The sequence below is a fragment of the Microbacterium lemovicicum genome (genome assembly GCF_003991875.1).
In the GTDB taxonomy this organism is placed as follows: domain Bacteria; phylum Actinomycetota; class Actinomycetes; order Actinomycetales; family Microbacteriaceae; genus Microbacterium; species Microbacterium lemovicicum.
In genome coordinates this window covers 2,335,707-2,358,186 of record NZ_CP031423.1, presented here as the reverse complement: position 1 = coordinate 2,358,186, position 22,480 = coordinate 2,335,707, and the positions used below count along the sequence as shown (strand labels likewise).

Here is a 22,480-nt window from a genome sequence, read left to right as displayed (position 1 = left end):
TCCATTCAACCCGACCCGGGCACGGCGAGGCTCCTCGCGAGGTCGCCGTGGGCGAGGATGGCCGCATGATGCAGGATGCCGCGGCCGCCGTCGCGCAGCGGTTCGACCGCTTCGCACGCGAGGAGGCGCCCGGCAGGTCGCCGCTCTACGAGGAGTGGGCGCGCGGGGTCGCCGGCGATCCCGCTGTGCAGGCGGTGCTGGCGCGGATCCCGGCGGATCACCGCCAGCCCCCGCTCGTCTTCGCCGTGACGCGGATGCACGGCGCGGACGAGCGCGGCTACGACGGCTGGGCCGGCTGGGTGCAGGCGAACGCGGACCTCGTCGTCGCGGAGTGCGGCCGGCGCAGCATCCAGACCAACGAGCCGCTGCGGTGTGCGGCGCTGCTTCCCGCGCTGTCGCTCGTGCCGGGACCGATCGCCCTCCTCGAGGTCGGTGCCAGCGCGGGGCTGTGCCTCTACCCCGACCGCTACTCCTATCGATACTCGGGCGACGAGGCGGCGCTGGACCCGGCGGGCGGGGCATCCGAGGTCGTGCTGCACGCCGCGCTGCGGGGCCGTCCGGAGCTGCGGATGCCGGAGGTGGTCTGGCGCGCGGGCATCGACCTCAGCCCGCTCGACGCCGGCGATGCCGACGACCGGCGGTTCCTGGCGGCGCTCGTGTGGCCGGGGGAGGAGGGGCGCGTGGAGCGCATCGAGGCCGCGCTCGATGTGGTGGCCGCCGACCCGCCGCTGCTCGTGGCGGGCGACGCCACCGACGACGTCCTTCTGAAGGAGGTCGCGGCACAGGCGCCCGCCGATGCGACGCTCGTGGTCACCACGCCGGGAGTGCTGCCGCACATCCCCCGCGCCGGCCGAGAGCGGCTCCTCGCCGGCATCCGCTCCCTCGACGCCCGGTGGATCACCGTCGACCCCGTCGGCCTCCACGACACGTGGACCGATCGCGTCGCTTCCGGTTTCGCGCTCGCTCTCGACGGACGACCGCTAGCCCGCGTCGATCCATTGGGCGGTTCCGTGGAGTGGCAACCGGAGGCGGCGGCATCCGCGGTCTAGCGTGAAAACGTGCCCCTGACCGACCGCGACCGCGCCCTGCTCGACTTCGAAGCCGCGTGGAGCCGCCACGCCGGGGCCAAGGAGGAGGCGATCCGGGCCGAGTTCGGCCTGTCGCCGGCGCGGTACTACCAGCTGCTGGGGCGTCTGCTCGAGACCACCGAGGCCCTCGCCTACGACCCGATGCTGGTCAAGCGGCTGCGGCGCATCCGCGACGCGCGCGAGAGCGCCCGTCTCTCCCGGGCCGCCGCGGCGCAGTGAGCCGCGCGACGGTCGGTCACAGGGCTGCTGGGTAGGATCCAGGGATGCCGAGACCCTCCTTCCCCAAGGATCGCTTCGACGACCTCCCCTCGCCGCACGGCCGGGTGGGCGCGCACCGCGCCGAGAATCCGCACATGCGCGGGTGGGTCATCTTCCTCTGGGCGGCGGTGGCGACCATCGTCCTCATCGCGCTCGGCATCTTCGGCACGCTCATCGCGTCCGGCCGCGTCACGCTGTTCCCGACGCCCACGCCCTCGACGACACCCGCGCCCGTCGTGACGCCGGTGGTCGACACGAGCTACAACGTCAGCATCCTGAACGCCACCCCGGAGGACGGTCTCGCGACGCAGGTCAAGGACGTCGTGGTGCAGGCCGGCTGGGCGAGCGACGCGGTGCTCGCCGGCGGTGCGGGCAGCACGGACTTCCCGCAGACCACGGTGTACTACCTGCTGCCCGCCGACGAGCCCGCCGCCCTGGGTCTCGCCCAGGTCATCGGCGGCGCGCGCATCGAGCAGAGCGAGGTCTACCAGCCGCTCGAGCCCGACGCGAAGCAGCTCACGGTCGTCATCGGCCTCGACCGAACGTCCACCCCGCCGACGCCCACCACCGGCCCCTGACGCGGCGGCGTGTTTCACGCCGGTAAAAAGTTCGGTGCACCCGTGTCAACAGTCGCCGGACGGCCGGGATCGCGCTCATCCCGGTGCATACGATGCTCCTGACCGCAGGCAACAGGAGTGATTCGCATGACCCAGGGCACCGTCAAATGGTTCAACGCCGAGAAGGGCTTCGGCTTCATCACCGTGGCGGACGGCCAGGACGTCTTCGTCCACTACTCGAACATCGACATGTCGGGATTCCGGGTGCTCGAAGAGGGCCAGACCGTCGAGTTCACGGTCGGAACCGGTCAGAAGGGCCCTCAGGCCGAATCGGTGCAGGTCGTCCGCTGACCCGCGGCATCCGCTCGTCCCCAGGGACGACGGATGCTTCGCCACGCCGTCCCGCGTGGCTTGCACTCCCCTAGGGGGAGTGCCAGAATGGGGTTAGCACTCGGTATCTCCGAGTGCCAAAGACCATTCGCTACGTCCGGACCTCAGGTCCGGGAGGGACGACATACACATGGCAAAGATCATCGCTTTCGACGAAGAGGCCCGTCGCGGTCTCGAGCGCGGCCTGAACATCCTGGCCGACGCCGTCAAGGTGACGCTCGGCCCCCGCGGTCGCAACGTCGTGCTCGAGAAGAAGTGGGGCGCCCCCACGATCACGAACGACGGTGTCTCGATCGCCAAGGAGATCGAGCTCGACGACCCGTACGAGAAGATCGGCGCAGAGCTGGTCAAGGAGGTCGCGAAGAAGACCGACGACGTCGCCGGTGACGGCACGACGACGGCCACCGTCCTCGCTCAGGCGCTCGTCAAGGAGGGCCTCCGCAACGTGGCCGCCGGCGCCGACCCCATCTCGCTGAAGCGCGGCATCGAGAAGGCCGTCGCGGCCATCTCCGACGAGCTGCTGAACAGCGCCAAGGAGGTCGAGACCAAGGAGGAGATCGCCGCCACCGCGTCCATCTCCGCCGCCGACCCCGCGATCGGCGCGCTCATCGCCGAGGCGATCGACAAGGTCGGCAAGGAGGGTGTGGTCACCGTCGAGGAGTCCAACACCTTCGGCACCGAGCTCGAGCTCACCGAGGGCATGCGGTTCGACAAGGGCTACATCAACCCCTACTTCGTCACCGACCCGGAGCGTCAGGAAGCGGTCTTCGAGGACCCCTACATCCTGATCGCGAACCAGAAGATCTCGAACATCAAGGATCTTCTGCCGATCGTCGACAAGGTGATCCAGGAGGGCAAGGAGCTCGTCATCATCGCCGAGGACGTCGAGGGCGAGGCTCTCGCGACTCTCGTGCTCAACAAGATCCGCGGCATCTTCAAGTCGGCTGCCGTCAAGGCTCCCGGCTTCGGCGACCGTCGCAAGGCGCAGCTGCAGGACATCGCGATCCTCACCGGCGGACAGGTCATCACCGAAGAGGTGGGCCTCAAGCTCGAGAACGCCACGACCGACCTGCTCGGCCACGCCCGCAAGGTCATCATCACCAAGGACGAGACCACCATCGTCGAGGGTGCCGGCGACTCGGGCCAGATCGAGGGTCGCGTGACCCAGATCCGTCGCGAGATCGAGAACACCGACAGCGACTACGACCGCGAGAAGCTCCAGGAGCGCCTCGCCAAGCTGGCCGGTGGCGTCGCCGTCATCAAGGCCGGTGCCGCGACCGAGGTCGAGCTCAAGGAGCGCAAGCACCGCATCGAGGACGCCGTCCGCAACGCGAAGGCCGCCGTCGAGGAGGGCATCGTCGCCGGAGGTGGCGTCGCGCTGATCCAGGCCGGCAAGGTCGTCTTCGAGCGTCTCGAGCTCACGGGTGACGAGGCCACCGGCGCGAACATCGTCAAGGTCGCGATCGAGGCACCGCTCAAGCAGATCGCGCTGAACGCCGGTCTCGAGCCGGGCGTCGTCGCGAACACCGTCGCGGGTCTCCCGATCGGACACGGCCTCAACGCCGCGACCGGCGAGTACGGCGACATGTTCGCACAGGGCATCATCGACCCGGCGAAGGTCACGCGCTCCGCGCTGCAGAACGCCGCGTCGATCGCCGGTCTGTTCCTCACGACCGAGGTCGTCGTCGCCGACAAGCCCGAGAAGGCCGCCGCACCCATGGGCGACCCGTCGGGTGGCATGGACTTCTGATCCACGTCTGAACGACACGAGCGGCCCCGGCATCTGCCGGGGCCGCTTCGTCGTTGCCGGCGGGTTGCGGCGGCGGCGTGCGGCGGCACGGCGCATGCGCGGCGGCGCGTGCGGCATGGCCTGCCATTCAGCGGAACAGACCGGCGTTGAGCTGCTCGGCGTCGGCGTACTGCCGCCCGGCGGCGGCGAGGGCGGCGTTGATCTCGTTGAGGCTGTCCTCGAGGCCCCGCTGCGCGACGCGCCAGCGGTCGACGACGCCCTGGAAGGCGAGGGCCGCGCTCCCGGTCCACGTCGACTGCAGCTGCGTGAGCTGCGACATCATGGCCGACGTCTCGCCCTGCAGGCGGTCGGCCGTGCCGCGCATGGCGGCGGTGGCGGTGAGCAGCTGGTCGCTGTCGACGGAGTAGGTGGCCACGGATGTTCTCCTCGGATCGGGGGCGATGTGCTCCGACGCTAGGCGGCGGAGCACGCGGCATCCGAGGCTCGCGCCGACCTCCGTGGCGACGAGCTCCCTCGAACCGGTGGGGAGGATCGGCGCTCGGCGTCGGTCCAGCCGGACTCAGTCGCGGTCGCTGCGCGGCGGGTCGATCAGACGCGGAATGGGCTGCGTCTCGATGAGGAGGTGGTCGGCCGCGTTGCGCGTCTGCGCGAGCGGGAACGCCACCCGGAACGTCGCGCCGCCACCGGGCGTCTCGCGCACGTCGACCGTGCCGTGCAGGGCGTCCACGATGGAGGCCACGATCGAGAGTCCGAGCCCCGTGCCCCCGGTCTCGCGCGTGCGCGAGGTGTCGGCGCGCCAGAAACGCTGGAAGATCTTGTCGCGGATCTGCTCGGGGATGCCCTCGCCGTGGTCGATGACCTCGATCCAGCCCATGCCGGCAGTCACGTCGGTGCCGACCCGCAGCTCGATGGGGGAGTCCTCCGAGGTGAAGCGGCGCGCGTTGCCCAGCAGGTTCGTCACCACCTGCCGGATACGGTTCTCGTCACCCAGCACGATCGGCGGCACCGACTCGGCGATGGCGAGCTCCCCGGTCGGAGCGTCACCCCGGCCCGTGGCATCCGATGATCGAGGACGACGCCGCAGCAGCGAGAGGGTCGCGCCGGCGCGGGCGATCGCCGACGTCTGCGGACCACCGCGCCGGGGTGCGTCTTCATCGGTCGCGTCATCGGGGTCGGGAGAAGGGGATGCTGCGGGCTCCGCCGCCGGCGGAGTCGGGTCGTCGAGCACCGTGACCGGGCGCTGGGGAGCCGCGGCGCGGACGTCCATGGCGGCATCGCGCGCGATGGGGCGCAGGTCGACGGGCGCGATGACGACGTCGCGGCGCTCGTCGAGGCGGGCGAGGGCGAGGAGGTCTTCGACGAGCACGCCCATCCGCATCGCCTCCTTCTCGATGCGCTCCATCGCCTGCGCGACGTCCTCATCACCGGTGATCGCGCCCATGCGATAGAGCTCGGCGTAGCCGCGGACGGTGACCAGCGGCGTGCGCAGCTCATGGCTGGCGTCGCCGATGAAGCGGCGCATCTGGCGGACGGTGGCGTCGCGGTCCGAGAGCGCACCGTCGATGCGGCCGAGCATGGTGTTGATCGCGATCTTGAGCCTGCCGACCTCGGTGCCGGGCTCGACGTCGGTCATGCGCTGGCTGAAGTCGCCACCGGCGATCGCCATGGCGGTGGACTCCACCTGACCGAGGTTGCGGAAGGCGAGTGTCACGAGCAGTCGAGTGAGGACGGCGCCCGCGATGATCGTGATCGCAGCGAGGACGCCGTAGATGCCGAGGAACTGGGTCACGACGCGATCGATGGGAGACAGCGGCAGCGCGATCAGCTGCGTGTAATAGGTCGGCACGTTCGGCACCTGGAAGACCTGCACGATCGCCTTGTAGGGCGCCGCGCCGACGGCGCTGGGCAGCTGGAAGGGGTCGGTCTGATTTCGGCTGTACTCCAGGTCGGCGTTCGCGGGGAACACCGGCTGATTGGTCGCTCCCGCCCGTCCGCCGCCGACGATGACGCGCTCGCCGTCGGGGTCGTAGATCGCGACGTAGTAGTCGCTGGGGTAGTCGGCCTTCCTGGCGAAATCGATGCCGTCGGCGCTGATCACCGGATCGACGACGGTCTTCCACGCGCTGGTGTCGGCGAGCTGTCGAAGCTGGTCGTCGGTGCTCGCGACGAGGGTGTTGCGCAGGAAGACGGCCGTGCCGACGCCGGCCGCGATGAGACCCATGGCGAGGAGGGCGACGGTGACGCCCGTCACCTTGGCGCGCAGACTCGTGCCCCGCCACCAGGAGGTGACAGAGTCCGTCTTGTCAGCCAGAGCGGCCCCCTCGGATCTGCACGGCGACCGCGCGCTACGCGGTCTTGCCCGCTTTGAGCATGTAGCCGAAGCCGCGCTTGGTCTGGATGAGCGCCTCGGTGGAGTGCGGGTCGATCTTCCGGCGCAGGTAGGAGATGTAGCTCTCCACGATGCCGGCGTCGCCGTTGAAGTCGTACTCCCAGACGTGGTCGAGGATCTGCGCCTTCGAGAGCACCCGGTTGGGGTTGAGCATGAGGTAGCGCAGCAGCTTGAACTCGGTCGGGCTCAGGTCGATCGACACGTCGCCGACCGTGACGTCGTGGGTGTCCTGGTCCATCGTCAGCTCACCCGCGCGGATGATCGACTCCTCGTCGGCCTGCATCGTGCGACGCAGGATCGCCTGGATGCGGGCCACGATCTCGTCGAGCGAGAAGGGCTTCGTCACGTAGTCGTCGCCGCCGGCGTTGAGGCCGGCGATCTTGTCCTCGGTCTCGTCCTTCGCGGTGAGGAAGAGGATGGGCGCCGTGTACCCGGCGCCGCGGAGGCGCTTGGTGACGCTGAAGCCGTTCATGTCGGGGAGCATCACGTCGAGCACGATCAGGTCGGGCTCCTCCTCGAGCACGGCCGAGATGGTCTGCGCTCCGTTGGAGACGGCGCGGACCTGGAAACCCGCGAAACGCAGGCTCGTGATCAGCAGGTCGCGGATGTTCGGCTCATCGTCCACGACGAGAATGCGCGGTGCGGTCATAGGCCCATTATGGTGACCCGATCCCTGCGGAGGCTGGTAGGCGCCGCGCGAACCGCCCGTTTCGGTCGCTCCACGCCCCCGAACCGGGGTTTGGGGACGACTTCTGTCGCCCGCGAGCGTCCGCGGGCGACGAAAGTCGTCCCCGACCGGCCCCGGGTCAGGAAAGGGGGGAGGTGTCCAGCGTGAAGCGGTGCGCCCGCAGCCGCGCGGCGAGCGCCTGCCCCATGGCGACCATCGGAGTGAGGACGCCGGCGTGATCGGCGAGGTCGTCCAGCGCCAGGCAGAGGGCGGATTCGCCGAGCATGACGGCCGTGCCGCGGTAGCCGGGATCGTAGGGTGCCGCGACCCGTGTGCGCATCGGCTGTCCCTCGATCGGATACACGTCCACGTCGATCGAGAACCGGCCGCGGTCCATCGTCGCCTCGCTCGGGCCTTCGCCGGGCGCGGGCAGGAGCCGGTCCAGCAGCGCCCGCGTGGGCGGGAAGGTGAGCGCGCCGCCGAGCACCGCAGGAAGCGCGTCGACCGCGGCCGCCAGGGCGCGGCCCCGCAGGCCCGGGAGCGTGTCGACGACCTCGCGGTAGCGCAGCAGCTGCCCGTAGCCCCAGCCCGTCAGGTAGTTCGACCGCTGCACGACCTGCCGATTGAACGCCCCCATGACGAACGGCGCCTGCCAGCGTCCCGTCGCGCGGTCACGGGAGCTGCCGTGCGGGATGCTGCCCGCCGGAAGCCGCACGGACGGTCCGGGCGTCAGGGCGAAGGGATCGGAGATGATGCGCCGCAGGCGCGCATCGGACTGCGCGGCGATGAGCTGCTGCCGGAGCGAGTCGATGGTTCCGCCGCTGACGCCGCCGCGGATCGAGCGCACCTGTGCGATCGCCTCGACGAGCGCACCGCCGCCCGCGGCTTCGGCCGACAGGCCGACCCCGAGATCGGAGGGGATGGAGTCGAACCCGCACGAATGCACGATCCGCGCACCCGAGGCGCCGGCGATCCCGTGGTTGGCGGCGATCGATCGGCTGACGAACGCGCTCTCGCCGGTGAGGTCGGCGTACGAGGTGCCCGCCCGTGCGCAGGCGGTCGCCAGCGGCAGTCCGCGCGAGAGATAGGGGCCGACAGTGGTCGCCACGACGCCGGTCGACGCCGCGAGCCGCTCGACGGCCACGGCGTCGGAGCTGTCGACGACGACGGTCGGCCAGTCGACGCCGAGCCGCGCGGTGAGCTGTCGCAGCTTCTCGGGCGATCGTCCGGCGAGCGCGATGCGCGCATCCTTCGGCGCCGACGCGACGAGGTGCTCCGCGGTCAGCCTCCCGACGAATCCGGTCGCGCCCAGCAGAACGAGGTCGTGGTCGCGATCGGTGCGGGTCATGCGGGCGAGCCTAGGTCGCGGGCACCGTCGACGGCAGACCCTTGCGCTCGCGCGACGAGCCGTCGCGGGTCAGGCGGCGATCGCGTCGGCGTCGAGGATCGTGTAGCTGTACCCCTGCTCGGCGAGGAAGCGCTGACGATTCTGCGCGAAGTCCTGGTCGACGGTGTCGCGCGCGATGAGCGTGTAGAAGCTGGCGGTGTGACCCGACTCCTTCGGCCGCAGCAGGCGTCCGAGGCGCTGGGCCTCCTCCTGGCGAGAGCCGAACGAGCCCGACACCTGGATGGCGACGGATGCCTCGGGCAGATCGATCGAGAAGTTCGCCACCTTGGACACCACGAGCAGCGAGATCTCGCCGACGCGGAACGCCTGGTACAGCCGCTCGCGCTCGTCCACCGGCGTCGCGCCGGTGATCTGCGGAGCGTCGAGCGCCTGTGCCAGCTCATCGATCTGGTCGAGGTACTGGCCGATCACGAGGATGCGCTCGCCGGCGTGCCGCTGCACGAGGCTGCGGACGACGTCGATCTTCGCGTCGGCGGTCGCCGCGAGGCGGTAGCGCTCGTCGTCGGCGGCCGCGGCGTACTCCATCCGCTCGCCGTCGGGAAGGTCGACGCGCACCTCGTAGCAGGCGGCGGGGGAGATGAAGCCCTGCGCCTCGATCTCCTTCCACGGGGCGTCGAACCGCTTGGGCCCGATCAGGCTGAACACGTCGCCTTCGCGGCCGTCCTCGCGCACCAGCGTGGCGGTGAGGCCCAGGCGCCGTCGGGCCTGCAGGTCGGCGGTGAGCTTGAACACCGGCGCGGGCAGCAGGTGCACCTCGTCGTAGACGATGAGACCCCAGTCGAGGGCGTCCAGCAGCGCGAGGTGCGCGTACTGGCCTTTCCGCTTCGCCGTGAGGATCTGGTACGTCGCGATCGTGACCGGCTTGACCTCCTTGGCCTGGCCGGAGTACTCGCCGATCTCCTCGGCCGTGAGGGTGGTGCGCTTCAACAGCTCGTCGCGCCACTGCCGGGCGCTGACCGTGTTGGTCACGAGGATGAGCGTGGTCGTCTTGGTGTCGGCCATCGCGGCCGCGCCGACGAGCGTCTTGCCTGCGCCGCAGGGAAGCACGACGACGCCCGAGCCGCCCTCGGTGAAGATGTCGACCGCCTTCCGCTGATACGGGCGGAGAGTCCAGCCGTCCTCGGCCAGCGCGATGTCGTGCGGCGTGCCGGGCGTATAGCCGGCGCGGTCTTCGGCGGGCCAGCCGATCTTCAGCAGCTCCTGCTTGATCTGGCCTCGGGCCCAGGCATCCACCACGTAGGTGTCGGGGGAGGGATGCCCGATGAGCAGCGGCGAGATCCGCTTGTTGCGGGCCATCTCGGTCAGCACCGCGGGGTCGCTCGAGCGCAGCACGAGAGTGCCCTCCTGCCCGTCGACGGTGTCGCGCTCGATGACGAGGCGCCCGTAGCGGCCGACCGTCTCGCGGATGTCGAGCGACACCGACGGCGGCACGGGGAAGCGCGACCAGCGGTCGAGCGTGGACAGCATGTCCTCCGCCGTGTGTCCGGCGGCGCGTGCGTTCCACAGTCCCAGCCGGGTCACGCGATACGTGTGGATGTGCTCGGGTGCGCGCTCGAGCTCGGCGAAGATCGCGAGCTCGTGCCGTGCGCTCTCGGCGTCGGGATGAGCGACTTCGAGCAGCACGGTGCGGTCGCTCTGCACGATGAGGGGTCCGTCAGCCATAGCCTTCGATTCTATCCGCGCTCGCACGGTGCAGGATGCGAGGGCCGCATGCCGCGATTCATCGCGGCGTGAACGCTGCGGCGATCGGAGGCTGCGCGATCACGCGTCAGGTGCCGGGGCGGACGCTCACGATGCTCGACAACGGCAGCGTGCGCTCGACGTCGGCCGCCTTGTCACGACCGCGCAGCCGCCCGCCGCCGAGGCCCGACGCCTCGAGGGTGAAGGAGCGCTGCGTACCGTCGGGCAGCCGCACGTCGACGACGATGATTCCTCGCGAGCGGACGGCGAGGTCCAGCTCTCGCTCGAGCCAGGCGGCATCCGCGTCGCCTCCGCCTCCGCCCGAACGCAGGATCGCCAGGAGCCGGGCGTAGTCGGCGACGGGGGGCGCAGCATCCGCTCCCGCTCGTCGTCCGCGTCGGAGGGGCAGGGCGTCTCCGGCTCCGTCGACGGCCATGACGGGGTAGCGGGCGTCGGCGAGGGCCCAGTAGACGGAGTCGCGCGAGACGCGGGTGACGAGGCCGCCGTCGTCGGTGACGAGTCCGAGCGGGCGCAGCGACTGGTCGACCTCGATCGTGGCGAGCATCGCGTCGTCGTCGCTGGCGACGAGGGTGTGGCCGGTCGCGGCATCCTGGCGCACCGTGACGCGCCCGTGGCGAGCGGCGGCGGATTCGATCAGGTACGCGAGGGGCTGGGGGATGCCGGTGAGCGACAGTCCGGAGAGGAACTCCGTGAGCGACGCAGCCGTCTCGCCGCCCGTCATGGCACCGGCGACCGTGTCGGCGTCGAAGCGGTACGTCGAGGCCTGTGCGCGCGACTCGCGGCGCGCGAGGGTGCGCAGCCGCAGGTCGAGCTCGGGCGCGAGCGGCCCGGGAGCGATGGCGGTCAGGTCGGCCTGCAGGTAGACGCGGTCGATCTCTGCCGGGAGCTCGGCGGCCAGGGGAGCGGGCGTCGCGGCCTCTCCGAGTCGCAACGGGGTCGCCCATGCCGGTTCGACGGACAGCCCGGTCGCATCGTGGCCGGCGACGAGTCCCCACGCGACGGCGGTCCGCTGCAGCTGCTGCGCGCGTGCCGGCCAGTCGGCGTCGAGCGGGAAGGCGTCGAGCCATCCGGCGACGGGTTGGTAGCCGCCGTCGGGCGTGCGCAGCGCCTCGGGCAGAGTGGAGCGGAAGCCTTCCACGACGGCCGCCCACCGTGCGGCGCTCGTCAGGCGGAGCCACGCATCGCCCTCATCCGTCGCCGCCCACTCGCGGTCGACGGCGCTCAGCAGGCCGGCGCTCGCCGCGACGGCCACGAGGTCTTCGAGCTGCTCGGCGGACTCGACGATCTCCGCCTCGACGAACCGCCGCCGGTCGACGGCGCTGATACCGCCGGCGCCGGTGCGGGCGAGCGGGGCGAGGCTCGCGGCCAGCACGACATCGGCGAGCGCGCTGAGGGTGCGGAACACCCGCTCTGCGATGGCGGCGGTCGACGCGGCATCCGCCGCACCGGGCGCCATGACCTCCGGCGTCGGAGCGAAGACCTCGGGGCGAACGTCGGCGAGTGCCGCGGCCCGCTCGCGCACCATGCCGTAGGCGACGCCGTCCTCGCCCGCGAGCAGAAGCGCGGAGAGGTCGGCTGCACCGGCGGAACCGGAATCACCGGCGTCCCCCGAGACAGCCCGCAGCGCGACCCGCGGCAGCCGGGTCAGTGCGCGGTCGACGGATGCAGCATCCAGCAGCCCTTCTGCGGCGTCGAACCAGTCATGCCAGGACGCGCCGGTCGAGACCCCACGACGCCGGAAGGCCATCGACAGCTGCTCGTCGCTCATGCCGGACAGCCGCGTCGCGAGGGCGCGCTGGTCGGAGGATTCGGCCATCTCAGCGACCCTTGTTCGCCCGGCCCCTTCGCGCGAAGCTCATGATGAGCACCGTGAGCAGCAGCACGAAGGCGACGATCGGGGCCACGTAGACGAGGAGCCCGATCAGGGGCCACACGCCCGTGCGCATGTCGGCTCCGGCGGGGGTGCCGATGATGATCGCGAAGAAGCACACCACCGACAGGGCCAGCAGTCCCAGCGACATGAACGCCAGGATGCGGTCGATACGGCGGACCGGAACGTCGCCGGGGGTGCTCTTGCTCATCCGCGTCAGCTTACCCGGTCGGCCCCGTGGCGTAGGCTGGAGGGAGAGGCCAGACGGCCTTGTTTTCGTTATGCCCGCGACGCGGGCCCGTTCTGCGAGGTTCAGCATGCCCACCGGCAAGGTCAGGTTCTATGACGAGGAGAAGGGCTTCGGCTTCGTCACCACCGATGACGGCCAGGACGTCTTCCTGCACGCCACGGCCCTCCCCGCGGGTACCACTGCTCCCAAGGCCGGCACCCGGCTCGAGTTCGGCGTCGCCGACGGCAAGCGCGGCCTGCAGGCGCTCTCGGTGCGCGTGCTCGAGGCTCCCGTCAGTCTCTCGAAGCGCTCCCGCAAGCCCGCGGACGACATGGCGATCATCGTCGAAGACCTCGTGAAGCTGCTCGACGGCATCGGCGGCGACCTCCGCCGCGGACGCTACCCCAGTGGCGCACACGCCCAGAAGATCGCCGCGGTGCTGCGCAAGGTCGCCGATGACTTCGACGCCTGACTCGGGCACCGAGTCCGGCCAGGACGCTCCGGTCGACGAGACCGAGGCGGGCGACGCTGTCGTGTCCGACGGGGTGGTCTCGTCCGACGAGACGGTCCTTTCAGGTGAGGATGCTGCGGCTGCACACGTCGCCGCGGTCGCCGTCGCCGCGGCGGTGACGACCCCGGAGGCCGTTGCCGACGAGGCGTCGGTCTCGGATGACGCGTCCGCCGCCGAGCCTGAGCCCGCCGACGAGGTCGAGTCGGCCGACGAGGTCGAGGCGGCCCCCGCGGTCGTCCAGCCCCCGGACGCCGAGCTGCTCGCCGGGCACGACCTGGCCCGCGCCGCCCTGAACGAGATCACCCCCGCGAACACCGTCGGCGAGCCCGCCGGCTACAGCGTCGAGCCCGACGGCGTGGTGTCACTGCGCTTCGAGAACCGCCTGCCCGGATACCCGGGCTGGTACTGGACCGTCAGCCTCGCCCGCGTGCCCGACGCCGCACCCACCGTCCTCGAGGTCGAGCTGCTCCCCGGCGATGCCGCGCTGCTCGCGCCCGACTGGACGCCGTGGGACGTCCGGCTCGCCGACTACCAGGCCGCGCAGCTGGCGCTCGCCGAAGCGGCGGGGGAGGACGTCGAGGGCTTCGCGGACGACGCCGACGACCTCGACGACGATGACGAGGACGACGACGAGGACAGCGCCGACGAGCTCGACGCGGACGAGGCCGACGACGACGAGGTCGACGACGAGTCGGACGACGACGTGACGCCCGTGCTCCACGCCGGTGACGTCGACGGCGTCGACATCGACCAGCTCGACGACACCGTCGACGACGACGAGTCGGACGACGATGAGTCGGACGATGACGATGACCTCGGCGATGAGGATGACGACGACGACGAGGACGAGTCGGACGACGACCTCGGTGACGAGGACGACGACGAGTCGGATGACGAGCTCGAGGACGACCCCCGCGCTTGACCCGCGGGGGTCAGGCCGCAGCCGTCAGGCGGCGCACGCCGTCGGGCGGCTCAGAGCCGGTCGAGAACGTACTCGATCGAGCGGATGAGCCGGCGCACGTCATCGGGCTCGATCGAGACGAAGGTCGCGATGCGCAGCTGGTTGCGGCCGAGCTTGCGGTAGGGCTCGGTGTCGACGATGCCGTTGGCACGGAGCGCGGAGGCGATGGCCGCAGCATCCACTCCCTCGGCGAAGTCGATCGTGACCACGACCGGCGAACGGTCGGCGGGATCCGCGACGAACGGCGTCGCGACCGACGACGCCTCGGCCCACTCGTAGAGAGCGCCCGACGATTCGGCGGTGCGCGCGGCGGCCCAGGAGAGTCCGCCGTTCTCGTCGATCCAGCGCAGCTGGCTGTCGAGAAGGTGCAGGGTGGCGAGCGCCGGCGTGTTCAGCGTCTGCTGCAGCCGCGAGTTGTCGACCGCGTTCTTGAGGCTGAGGAACTCGGGGATGTAGCGATCGGATGCTGCGATCCGCTCGACGCGCTCGAGGGCGGCCGGCGAGAACAGCGCGAACCACAGGCCGCCGTCCGAACCGAGGTTCTTCTGCGGGGCGAAGTAGTAGACGTCCGTCTCGGCGATGTCGACGTCGATGCCGCCGGCTGCGCTCGTCGCGTCGACCACGGTCAATGCGCCGTCGTCGCCGTGCACGCGGGCGATCGGCGCGGCGACGCCCGTCGAGGTCTCGTTGTGCGGCCAGGCGTACACGTCGACGCCCTCGACGGCCTCGGCGACGGCGCGGGTGCCGGGCTCGGCCCTGCGCACGTCCGGCGCCTCCAGCCACGGGGTCTTCGCGGCCGCGGCGAACTTGCCGCCGAACTCGCCGAAGACGAGGTTCTGGCTGCGGCGTTCGATGAGACCGAAGGCCGCGGCATCCCAGAACGCGGTCGATCCGCCGTTGCCGAGGATGACCTCGTAGCCGTCCGGAACGCGGAACAGCGAGCCCAGGCCGTCGCGCACCGAGCGGACGAGCTCCTTGACCGGCGCCTGCCGGTGCGAGGTGCCCAGCAGCGAGGCGCCGGCGGAGGCGAGGGCCTCGAGCTGCTCGGGTCGCACCTTGGACGGGCCGCAGCCGAATCGTCCGTCGAGGGGCAGGAGGTCGCTCGGGATCACGGGGTGCGCCATGGCTCGATTCTAGAGTCGGCGCCTGCTCGCGCCCGAACCGTGACGACGTGTGACGCGCTGCCCTCGAGCCGCGTCATTGCGCCGTTCGATAAGCTGGAGGGTAATGTTTCGCGGCTGCAGAGGAACCCATGACCGATCTCATCGACACCACCGAGATGTATCTGCGCACGATCCTCGAGCTGGAGGAGGAGAACATCCAGCCGCTGCGCGCGCGCATCTCCGAGCGCCTCGGTCACTCCGGGCCCACGGTGTCGCAGACGGTCGGTCGCATGGAGCGCGACGGGCTCGTCGTCGTGTCCGATGACCGCACCCTTCAGCTCACCGACGCCGGCCGGCAGAAGGCCGTCGACGTCATGCGCAAGCACCGGCTGGCCGAGCGCCTCCTCAGCGACGTGATCGGGCTGGACTGGGCCTACGTGCACGAGGAGGCATGCCGCTGGGAGCACGTCATGAGCGAGCAGGTCGAGCGCCGCCTGGTCGAGCTCCTCGGGCACCCCACCGAGTCGCCCTACGGCAACCCGATCCCCGGGCTCGATCAGCTCGGCGACGTGGCCACCAACACCTTCGAGGAAGGTGTCGTCGGACTCGTCCGCAAGCTCAACGCCGCGGGGGAGCCGATCCAGGGAACCGTCCGCCGACTGGCCGAGCCCGCCCAGGTCGACCCCGAGCTGCTGCAGCAGCTGAAGGCGGCGGGAGTCGTCCCTGGAGCCCGCGGCGACTACCGCTACAACGAGGGCTACGTGCTCCTGCGCATGGACGGCAGTGACGAGGGTCTCGAGCTCCCGGTCGAGGTCGCCTCCCACATCTTCCTGGTCGACGAGCGCCGCTGAGGGCTTCGTGATCGAGGACCGAGCGGATGCTGCGCCCCGCGTGCAGCGATTCCTTCACACCCTCGGGGCGTCGTGCGCAACCCCCTGCACAACCGCGTCAGCGTGACATATTCGTTACCTTCGGGTAGCCTCGGAGAGTTCCCGGGCGAGAAGCACGCCTGAGGACACCGTGCGGATTGCCTCTCTGGCTCGTCGTCCGCGCGTACTCACCCGCCCCTGACGGACATGTCGACGAGCCAGCGCCTTCGGCGCGCAGGCGCCGGAGGACAGTTTGGCTGAAGAGATCGATTCGTCGGCGACCACGCCCGAGGACGACACGACGAGTCTCACGCGCAGATCCCGCGACCGTGCAGCCGTCGCGCCCCGCCGCAAGGCCGGACGCATCACGCGCACGACCACCGCGGTCGACCGGCCCGCGGCATCCCGCCCCGCCAAGCCGCGTCGCACGGGCACTCCCGTCCGCAGCCTCGTGATCTTCACGATGGTCGCCGGTCTCGTGGCCACCGTCGCCCTGCCCGCCTACGGCGCCTGGCGTCCGGCGGCGGAGACGATGACGCTGCAGCAGGCCGCGGTCGACGATGCGCAGACGCTGGTCGTCGGCTCCGACGCCACCGCCGCGACGATCACCCGCGACAGCTACGCGGCCACGACCTCCGAGGAGATCGAGAAGAAGAAGGCCGAGGAGGCCGCCGCAGAGCGCGCGCGCCTCGCCGCCGAAGCCACCGCTGCGGCTGCCGCCGCCGCCTCGGCCAGCCGGTCGTCCGGCGCCGCGTCCGTGCCCGTCAATGTCTCGATGGTCTCGCCCGGAAGCGGCGAGGTGCGCTGGCCGATCCTCAACTTCACCAAGGGCCGCGGCCTCTGGGACTCCGGCTACCACCAGGGCGTCGACCTCCTCGCCCCGGCCATGACCCCGCTGTACGCCGCCGCATCCGGTGTGGTCAGCGTCTCGTCCGAGGGCTACTACGGCTACGGCGTCGCCGTCGAGATCCAGCACGTCATCGGCGGGCAGAACGTGGCCACGCTCTACGGCCACATGACCTACGGAACCCGCCAGGTGCAGGTCGGCGACTACGTCACCGCCGGACAGCTCATCGGCTTCGTCGGCTCGACCGGAAGCTCCACGGCCAACCACGTGCACTTCGAGGTCCACATCAACGGGTCGGTCGTCGACCCGTGGGCTTGGCTCGAGGCCAACGCCGGCTGATCCTGCTGCACAGCACCTGCGGCCGTCGTCCTCCGGGACGGCGGCCGCGGTGCGTGCGGCGACGGGTTCCGTTCGTCGACACGCCCTCATGCGTTCACCTCGCGCGACCCGCGGTGGCGGGAGTGTGGTTTAGCCTGGTCCCGGACGCTGAGAGAAGCGGAGGGCGCCGATGGGCAGCACACCACGCATCCGAACCATGGATGCGCTCGGCCTGCTGGTCCTTCGGCATCGTGTGGAGAACCGTCACGGTCATGCCGTGGCGCTGAGGCGCTGTCTGTAGACAGCGTCTTTTTTCATACCTCTGCGCGGCTCGAATCGTCCGACGTCGAATCCCGGGAAGCCGTCCCGGGCGTTTCGAGAGGATGAGGAATGCGCACTCTGGTGCTCAACGCGGGCTACGAACCGCTCGCCGTCGTGTCGTTCAAGCGGGCGCTCGTGCTCGTGATGAATGAGAAGGCCACCGTCGTGGAGAACGTCGACGGCGAACCGATCTGGAGCGCGCACGGCTCCTGGGAACGTCCGGCCGTGATCCTGCTGACGCGGTACGTACGGGTTCCGGGAGGCAGACATATCCCCGTCACCCGACGCGGCGTGCTGCGACGCGACGGCAACCGCTGCGGGTACTGCGGCAAGACCGCGTCGACCATCGACCACATCCTGCCCCGCTCCCGTGGCGGCGCGGACTCGTGGGAGAACCTCGTCGCGTGCTGCCTGCGGTGCAACAACGTCAAGGGCGACCGCACCCCGCAGGAGATGCACTGGGAGCTGCGGCTCATCCCGCGGCCGCCGCGCGGTGCGCAGTGGACCGTGCGGGGCACCGAGAAGGCCGACCCGTGCTGGAGCCCGTATCTGGAGCTGGCGGCTTAACGCAGCGAAGCCGCCCCGACTCTCGTCGGGACGGCTCCGTCACGCGGTGCGGATCAGACGGCGGTGGCCGCAGCATCCCGCTTCGGAAGCACCCATCCCTTGCGGGGGAAGTGGCAGGTGTATCCGTGGGGGTAGACCTGCAGGTAGTCCTGGTGCTCGGGCTCGGCCTCCCAGAACGGACCGGCGGGCTCGATCGTGGTGACGGCCTTTCCGGGCCAGAGTCCCGACGCGTCGACGTCGGCGATGGTGTCGCGGGCGACCTGCTCCTGCTCGGGGGTGAGCGGGAAGATGGCCGACCGGTAGCTCGTGCCGATGTCGTTGCCCTGACGGTTCAGGGTCGACGGATCGTGGATCTGGAAGAAGTACGCCAGGATGTCGCGGTACGACGTCTGGGTCGGGTCGAACACGATCTCCAGCGCCTCGGCGTGGCCGGGGTGGTTGCGGTAGGTGGCGTGATCGTTCGTGCCGCCGATGTAGCCGACGCGCGTCTTCAGCACGCCGGGCTCCTTGCGGATCAGGTCTTCCATGCCCCAGAAGCAGCCGCCCGCGAGGACCGCGGTCTCGGTGCCGGGGGTGCGGGTGATCTCTCCGGTGTCGGTGGGTCCACTGGTCATGAGGCGTTCTCCTTCGAGGTCGTGTCGGTGCTGCCGGGGAAGAGGGCGCGGTATTCACCGTAGCCCTGGTCCTCCAGCTGCGAGAGGGGGATGAACCGCATCGCGGCGGAGTTCATGCAGTAGCGCAGGCCGCCGGCATCCTGGGGTCCGTCGTCGAAGACGTGCCCCAGGTGGCTGTCGGCGCCGGCGGAGCGCACTTCGGTGCGCTTCATCCAGAGCGTGCGGTCGGTCTTCTCGGTGACCGCGGACGGCTCGATCGGCTTGGTGAAGCTCGGCCACCCGGACCGGCTGTCGTACTTGTCGGTCGAGGAGAACAGGGGCTGTCCCGACACGACATCGACGTAGATGCCGGGCTCGTGGTTGTCCCAGTACTCGTTGCGGAACGCCGGCTCGGTGGCGTCCTCCTGGGTCACGCGGTACTGGTTCGGGGTGAGGCGCGCGAGGGCCTCGGGGGTCTTGCCGTAGTCGGTGGTGGTCACGATTCCTCCTGTCGCCGCGGCCGGCTGCCGCGTCTTGTATTCAGAACGCACGAGCCGGTCGGATTGGTCCCGCGAAGCTGGGAGCGGGGTGTGAGTTCGGGTGGTGGTGGTGGGTGGTCGGCGGGTTCGGGTGATGGTCTGTGGGTTCGGGTGACGCGTGGTGTGGGTGGGGCGCGGCCGTTGCCGCACCTTGCGTCAGGTGAAGCGGATGCTGGGTGGGCGGCGTCTGGTGAGGTTACGCGAACTGCGGGAATGGCGCCGGCGTTGCCGCCTCTTGCGTCAGGTGAGCGGATGCTGCGGCTCGGTCCAGCCGCGAGCGAGGCGGTCCCGCGGCGAGCGGCACGGTGCCGCCGCCAGTGACGGATGCCGCGGGCCGAACTCCACGGATCCGCACCGGAATGGCAGGTATCCGCCGGAGGACGGCGGCTGCAGCATCCGATCCGTGGAGTTCCAGACGCCGCCGCGTGCGTCGAGACGACGGCGCGGATGGCGGGCAACCTCGGCTACGACGTGACGGTGGTGCTCGATGCGACGCGCACGTTCGACCTCACGGCCGAGATCTCCGGCGTCGGACGGTGACGCGGACGGCGGAGGAACTGATGGCCACGTCCGCCCTCGTGCTGCAGGCGGGTGGGTTCGTGCGGATCGCCTCGACCGAGGAGATTCTGCAGAATCGAACATAAGCTCGGAATAGCGCCGAAAGACGATGTCGGAGCGCCGTTGTAGCCTCACATCAGGTGGAAGTCATAGAACATCTGTTCTAGTCTTGCCGGATGGAGGTCGTCATGCGGGACAGCACGATTCTGAGCGACGTGCGCGCCGACCTGGAGGCCGTCCATCGGCTCCGCGCGCAGATGGAGAAGGCGCAGGGCCTTCGGCTCGACGCCCCGGTGCTGCCCACCCATCCTGCCCTGGCCGAGCTGCTGCCGGGCGGCGGGCTGCGTCCGGGGGCGGCGTATTCGCTGCCGTCCTCGACTTCGCTGCTGCTCGCGCTCCTGGCCCGGCCCTCGCAGGAGGGATCGTGGTGTGGCGTCATCGGCATGCCCGAACTGGGCGCCGAAGCGGCCGAGCGCATCGGCGTCGACCTCGAACGACTCGTGATGGTGCCCGATCCGGGTGAGCGGTGGCTGGCCGTGGCGGCGACCGTGGCCGACGTGCTGCCGATCGTGGCGGTGCGTCCGCAGGGGCGTCCGATGGGCACCGAGGTGTCGCGTCTCGCCGCGCGGCTGCGCGATCGCGGAGCGGTGCTGCTCGTCCAGGGTCCGTGGCCCCAGGCCGAGGCCACGCTCACGGTCAGCGAGCCCGAGTGGTCGGGCCTCGGCGACGGCTTCGGCTACCTCGCCGGCCGCGCGCTGACGGTCACCGCGTCGAGTCGTCGCTGGCCGGTGCCCAGGAAGTCCCGGATGCTGCTTCCCGCCGCCGACGGCACGGTGTCGACTCTGCGCGAGTCCGACCGGCAGAGCGCGCCGATCACCTCGATCGACCGGTCGGGCACGGAGCGGGAGCACCTCGAGGTGAGGGCGGCGGGCTGACATGGCAGACGCACGCTCCACGCAGATGCTCGACTTCCGGGCGCTGCACGACACGGCGACAGGGGAGACGGATGCTGCGGCACCGGCATCCCGCCCGGCATCCCGCCCGCCGGGCCCCCGCCCGCCGGGCCCCCGCCCGGCCGCACCGGCCCCGCGCCCGGCGGCGCCCCGCCCGGCGGAACCTCGCCCCGCGGAGCCCCGCCCGGCGGCCCCTCACCCGGCGGCACCCCGCCCGGCGGCCCCCGCGCACCGGCACCCCGCGCACCGGCACCCCGCGCACCGGCGGCACCCCGCCCGGCGGCGCCTCCTCAACCTGCCCCACCCGCCGAGGCTCTCCCTCCCGGCACGGCTCAGCCGGTCCGGAGTCTGGTGCTGTGGTTCCCCGACTGGCCGGTCACCGCGCTGCTGCGCGACACCGGCACCGGCCCGTCCGCCTACGGGCTCGACGAGCCGATCGCCGTCGTCGAGCGCAATCTCGTCGTCGCCTGCTCGGCTGCGGCGCGGGCGGAGGGCGTGCGCCGCGGTCAGCGGCGCCGTGACGCCCAGGCGGCGTGCCCGGGGCTGACCATCGTGCCGTCCGACCCGGCGCGCGACGCGCGGGCCTTCAGCCCGGTCGTCTCCGCCGTGGAGGAGCAGGCGCCCGGCGTGCAGATCGTGCGACCAGGGCTCTGCGCGCTCCGCGCCCGCGGACCGGCGCGCTACTACGGAGGAGAGGCCAGCGCGGCGCAGGTGCTGCGCCAGGTCCTCACCGCACACGGACTCGAGGGCGTTCGCGCGGGTGTCGCCGACGGACCCTTCACCGCCGAGCAGGCCGCCCGCTTCGGCACCGGCCCCGACGACCCGGTCAGTGTGATCGACCCGGGAGCCGCGGCATCCTTCCTCGCCCGCCTTCCCGTCACGGTCCTCGGCGACGTGTGGGCGGCGTGGGGCGCGACCGACGACCTCGTGGGTCTCCTCGCCCGCCTCGGCGTGCAGACCCTCGGCGACTTCGCCGGCCTCGAGCGCGACCGGGTGCGCGAGCGGTTCGGCGACCGCGGACTCCGCCTGCACGCCCTCGCCGCCGGCCAGGACTCCCACCCCGTCCAGCCCCGCACCCCGCCGCCCGAGCTCCACCGCGAGGTGGCGTTCGAGCCGCCGCTCGAGATCGCCGACCAGATCGCGTTCGGCATGCGCATCGCCGCGGAGGAATTCCTCACCCGCCTCGGCGCCCACGACCTCGTTTGCACCGAGCTGCGCGTGGAGCTCACCGGCGACCGCGGTGAGCGATCGGAGCGGGTGTGGCTGCACCCCGCGTCCTTCGACGCCGCGGCCGTCGTCGACCGGGTGCGCTGGCAGCTGGGCGAGGCGCAGGGCGAGGGAGGTCTTGCGAGCGGCGTCGCCCTCGTACGCATCGAGCCGGAGGCGGTGGATGCCGCGTCCCACCACACGCCGGCGATCTTCGGCTCCGGACCGGAGGAGCGCGTGCATCACGCCCTCTCGCGCGTGCAGGCGATGCTCGGCCATCGCGGCGTGGTCACCTCCGCGATCGGGGGAGGCCGCTGGCTCGCCGAGCGGCAGGTGCAGGTGCCGTGGGGCGACCGGGTCGTGCTCGCCAAGGAGCGCGCCCGCCCCTGGCCGGGGAGCCTGCCCGACCCGCTGCCGACGACGGTGTTCCCCGATCCGCGCGACGTGCGGGTCACCGGCGCCGACGGCCTGCCGATCGGCGTCGGCGAGCGCGGGGAGCTCAGCGACGCGCCCGCGATGTTCGTCGAGAGCGGGCGGCGCCGCGGCGTGACGGCGTGGGCGGGTCCGTGGCCGGTGATGGAGAGGGGATGGGATGCTGCGCGCTCCCGTCGCGCGCACCGATTTCAGGTCGTCGACACCGACCAGATCGCGTGGCTGCTCGTGTGGGAAGACGACCGGTGGCAGGCGGAGGCGCGCTATGACTGAGCCTGCGCCGAGGAGGCCCGAGCGCCGACCGCGTCGGCCCCAAAGCACGAACAGCTCTGTGGCGAGCCCGCACAGCCCGTCGAGCCCGCACAGCCCGAACAGCTCTGCGGCGAGCCCGCACA

At 71.2% G+C, this 22,480-nt stretch carries 22 protein-coding genes; 12 read left to right on the top strand and 10 right to left on the bottom strand.

Translation table 11 applies throughout. The features are described from left to right. Positions 1–65 precede the first annotated feature (65 nt). From CVS47_RS11045 to groL, 5 genes are all read left to right on the top strand, one after another. Positions 66–1,049, top strand: a complete 984-nt coding sequence (locus tag CVS47_RS11045) for a DUF2332 domain-containing protein (RefSeq protein ID WP_127096125.1) — start codon at positions 66–68, stop codon at positions 1,047–1,049. 9 nt (positions 1,050–1,058) lie between these two features. After that, complete coding sequence (locus CVS47_RS11040) at positions 1,059–1,307, top strand: DUF3263 domain-containing protein (RefSeq protein ID WP_127096124.1); 249 nt, start codon at positions 1,059–1,061, stop codon at positions 1,305–1,307. 44 nt (positions 1,308–1,351) lie between these two features. Next, on the top strand, positions 1,352–1,924 hold the full coding sequence (locus CVS47_RS11035) for a LytR C-terminal domain-containing protein (RefSeq protein ID WP_127096123.1): 573 nt from the start codon (positions 1,352–1,354) through the stop codon (positions 1,922–1,924). A gap of 126 nt (positions 1,925–2,050) precedes the next feature. Beyond that, positions 2,051–2,254: a cold-shock protein gene (locus CVS47_RS11030; RefSeq protein WP_127096122.1), complete on the top strand. Its 204-nt coding sequence runs from the start codon at positions 2,051–2,053 to the stop codon at positions 2,252–2,254. 169 nt (positions 2,255–2,423) lie between these two features. Further along, positions 2,424–4,043: a chaperonin GroEL gene (gene groL / locus CVS47_RS11025; protein WP_127096121.1), complete on the top strand. Its 1,620-nt coding sequence runs from the start codon at positions 2,424–2,426 to the stop codon at positions 4,041–4,043. A 127-nt stretch (positions 4,044–4,170) separates the two neighbouring features. Here the strand turns inward: groL and CVS47_RS11020 are convergent, their stop codons facing one another. The 7 genes from CVS47_RS11020 to CVS47_RS10990 all read right to left on the bottom strand — a co-directional run bounded on the left by CVS47_RS11020 (position 4,171) and on the right by CVS47_RS10990 (position 12,289). After that, the gene (locus tag CVS47_RS11020; RefSeq protein ID WP_127096120.1) at positions 4,171–4,458 is read right to left on the bottom strand and encodes a WXG100 family type VII secretion target; all 288 of its coding nucleotides are present in this window, start codon (positions 4,456–4,458) and stop codon (positions 4,171–4,173) included. A 144-nt stretch (positions 4,459–4,602) separates the two neighbouring features. Next, positions 4,603–6,264, bottom strand: coding sequence for a sensor histidine kinase (locus tag CVS47_RS11015; RefSeq protein ID WP_127097323.1), 1,662 nt, complete (start codon positions 6,262–6,264; stop codon positions 4,603–4,605). A gap of 124 nt (positions 6,265–6,388) precedes the next feature. Then, positions 6,389–7,081 carry a response regulator transcription factor gene (locus CVS47_RS11010; RefSeq protein ID WP_127096119.1) on the bottom strand — a complete coding sequence of 231 codons (693 nt, stop codon included), beginning with the start codon at positions 7,079–7,081 and terminating at the stop codon, positions 6,389–6,391. A 157-nt stretch (positions 7,082–7,238) separates the two neighbouring features. Next, entirely contained in the window at positions 7,239–8,447 is a 1,209-nt protein-coding gene (locus tag CVS47_RS11005; protein WP_127096118.1) for a saccharopine dehydrogenase family protein, read from the bottom strand. 69 nt (positions 8,448–8,516) lie between these two features. Beyond that, positions 8,517–10,169, bottom strand: coding sequence for a DNA repair helicase XPB (locus CVS47_RS11000; protein ID WP_127096117.1), 1,653 nt, complete (start codon positions 10,167–10,169; stop codon positions 8,517–8,519). A 106-nt stretch (positions 10,170–10,275) separates the two neighbouring features. Continuing rightward, entirely contained in the window at positions 10,276–12,024 is a 1,749-nt protein-coding gene (locus CVS47_RS10995) for a helicase-associated domain-containing protein (protein ID WP_127096116.1), read from the bottom strand. Between the two features lies 1 nt (position 12,025). Continuing rightward, positions 12,026–12,289 carry a multidrug ABC transporter ATPase gene (locus CVS47_RS10990; protein WP_127096115.1) on the bottom strand — a complete coding sequence of 88 codons (264 nt, stop codon included), beginning with the start codon at positions 12,287–12,289 and terminating at the stop codon, positions 12,026–12,028. Between the two features lie 106 nt (positions 12,290–12,395). Here CVS47_RS10990 and CVS47_RS10985 point away from each other — a divergent pair, with 106 nt between their 5' ends. After that, a complete protein-coding gene (locus tag CVS47_RS10985) occupies positions 12,396–12,779 on the top strand; it encodes a cold-shock protein (RefSeq protein ID WP_127096114.1) in 384 nt (127 codons plus the stop codon). Beyond that, on the top strand, positions 12,763–13,740 hold the full coding sequence (locus tag CVS47_RS10980; RefSeq protein WP_127096113.1) for a DUF3027 domain-containing protein: 978 nt from the start codon (positions 12,763–12,765) through the stop codon (positions 13,738–13,740). The genes CVS47_RS10985 and CVS47_RS10980 overlap by 17 nt, the downstream gene beginning before the upstream one ends. Before the next feature lie 50 nt (positions 13,741–13,790). Here the strand turns inward: CVS47_RS10980 and serC are convergent, their stop codons facing one another. Beyond that, positions 13,791–14,903: a phosphoserine transaminase gene (serC, locus tag CVS47_RS10975; RefSeq protein ID WP_127096112.1), complete on the bottom strand. Its 1,113-nt coding sequence runs from the start codon at positions 14,901–14,903 to the stop codon at positions 13,791–13,793. A gap of 128 nt (positions 14,904–15,031) precedes the next feature. Between serC and CVS47_RS10970 the strand changes: the two genes are divergently transcribed. From CVS47_RS10970 to CVS47_RS10960, 3 genes are all read left to right on the top strand, one after another. After that, entirely contained in the window at positions 15,032–15,733 is a 702-nt protein-coding gene (locus CVS47_RS10970; RefSeq protein ID WP_127096111.1) for an iron-dependent transcriptional repressor DtxR, read from the top strand. A gap of 271 nt (positions 15,734–16,004) precedes the next feature. Then, entirely contained in the window at positions 16,005–16,937 is a 933-nt protein-coding gene (locus tag CVS47_RS10965; RefSeq protein WP_127096110.1) for a M23 family metallopeptidase, read from the top strand. A 369-nt stretch (positions 16,938–17,306) separates the two neighbouring features. Next, on the top strand, positions 17,307–17,804 hold the full coding sequence (locus CVS47_RS10960) for an HNH endonuclease (RefSeq protein WP_127096109.1): 498 nt from the start codon (positions 17,307–17,309) through the stop codon (positions 17,802–17,804). Positions 17,805–17,857: 53 nt separating this feature from the next. On the opposite strand, the gene msrA is transcribed toward CVS47_RS10960, so the two are convergent. Then, positions 17,858–18,418 (bottom strand): peptide-methionine (S)-S-oxide reductase MsrA, encoded by a 561-nt coding sequence (msrA, locus tag CVS47_RS10955; RefSeq protein ID WP_127096108.1) that lies wholly within the window; start codon positions 18,416–18,418, stop codon positions 17,858–17,860. Continuing rightward, entirely contained in the window at positions 18,415–18,897 is a 483-nt protein-coding gene (gene msrB, locus CVS47_RS10950; RefSeq protein WP_127096107.1) for a peptide-methionine (R)-S-oxide reductase MsrB, read from the bottom strand. Before msrB ends, msrA begins: the two co-directional genes overlap by 4 nt. 773 nt (positions 18,898–19,670) lie before the next feature. Between msrB and CVS47_RS10940 the strand changes: the two genes are divergently transcribed. Both CVS47_RS10940 and CVS47_RS10935 read left to right on the top strand, forming a co-directional pair. Then, entirely contained in the window at positions 19,671–20,429 is a 759-nt protein-coding gene (locus tag CVS47_RS10940) for a hypothetical protein (protein WP_241240123.1), read from the top strand. A gap of 369 nt (positions 20,430–20,798) precedes the next feature. Beyond that, the gene (locus CVS47_RS10935; protein WP_241240122.1) at positions 20,799–22,358 is read left to right on the top strand and encodes a DNA polymerase Y family protein; all 1,560 of its coding nucleotides are present in this window, start codon (positions 20,799–20,801) and stop codon (positions 22,356–22,358) included. Positions 22,359–22,480: the final 122 nt, after the last annotated feature.

Excerpts from the sequence above, each read along its gene's own strand:
- CVS47_RS11045 (WP_127096125.1), top strand. The coding sequence starts at position 66 with ATGATGCAGGATGCCGCGGCCGCCGTCGCGCAGCGGTTCGACCGCTTC.
- CVS47_RS11035 (WP_127096123.1), top strand. The coding sequence starts at position 1,352 with ATGCCGAGACCCTCCTTCCCCAAGGATCGCTTCGACGACCTCCCCTCG.
- CVS47_RS11030 (WP_127096122.1), top strand. The coding sequence starts at position 2,051 with ATGACCCAGGGCACCGTCAAATGGTTCAACGCCGAGAAGGGCTTCGGC.
- groL (WP_127096121.1), top strand. The coding sequence starts at position 2,424 with ATGGCAAAGATCATCGCTTTCGACGAAGAGGCCCGTCGCGGTCTCGAG.
- CVS47_RS11015 (WP_127097323.1), bottom strand. The coding sequence starts at position 6,264 with ATGGGTCTCATCGCGGCCGGCGTCGGCACGGCCGTCTTCCTGCGCAAC.
- CVS47_RS11010 (WP_127096119.1), bottom strand. The coding sequence starts at position 7,081 with ATGACCGCACCGCGCATTCTCGTCGTGGACGATGAGCCGAACATCCGC.
- CVS47_RS11005 (WP_127096118.1), bottom strand. The coding sequence starts at position 8,447 with ATGACCCGCACCGATCGCGACCACGACCTCGTTCTGCTGGGCGCGACC.
- CVS47_RS11000 (WP_127096117.1), bottom strand. The coding sequence starts at position 10,169 with ATGGCTGACGGACCCCTCATCGTGCAGAGCGACCGCACCGTGCTGCTC.
- CVS47_RS10995 (WP_127096116.1), bottom strand. The coding sequence starts at position 12,024 with ATGGCCGAATCCTCCGACCAGCGCGCCCTCGCGACGCGGCTGTCCGGC.
- CVS47_RS10990 (WP_127096115.1), bottom strand. The coding sequence starts at position 12,289 with ATGAGCAAGAGCACCCCCGGCGACGTTCCGGTCCGCCGTATCGACCGC.
- CVS47_RS10985 (WP_127096114.1), top strand. The coding sequence starts at position 12,396 with ATGCCCACCGGCAAGGTCAGGTTCTATGACGAGGAGAAGGGCTTCGGC.
- CVS47_RS10980 (WP_127096113.1), top strand. The coding sequence starts at position 12,763 with ATGACTTCGACGCCTGACTCGGGCACCGAGTCCGGCCAGGACGCTCCG.
- serC (WP_127096112.1), bottom strand. The coding sequence starts at position 14,903 with ATGGCGCACCCCGTGATCCCGAGCGACCTCCTGCCCCTCGACGGACGA.
- CVS47_RS10970 (WP_127096111.1), top strand. The coding sequence starts at position 15,032 with ATGACCGATCTCATCGACACCACCGAGATGTATCTGCGCACGATCCTC.
- CVS47_RS10960 (WP_127096109.1), top strand. The coding sequence starts at position 17,307 with ATGCGCACTCTGGTGCTCAACGCGGGCTACGAACCGCTCGCCGTCGTG.
- msrA (WP_127096108.1), bottom strand. The coding sequence starts at position 18,418 with ATGACCAGTGGACCCACCGACACCGGAGAGATCACCCGCACCCCCGGC.
- CVS47_RS10940 (WP_241240123.1), top strand. The coding sequence starts at position 19,671 with ATGGAGGTCGTCATGCGGGACAGCACGATTCTGAGCGACGTGCGCGCC.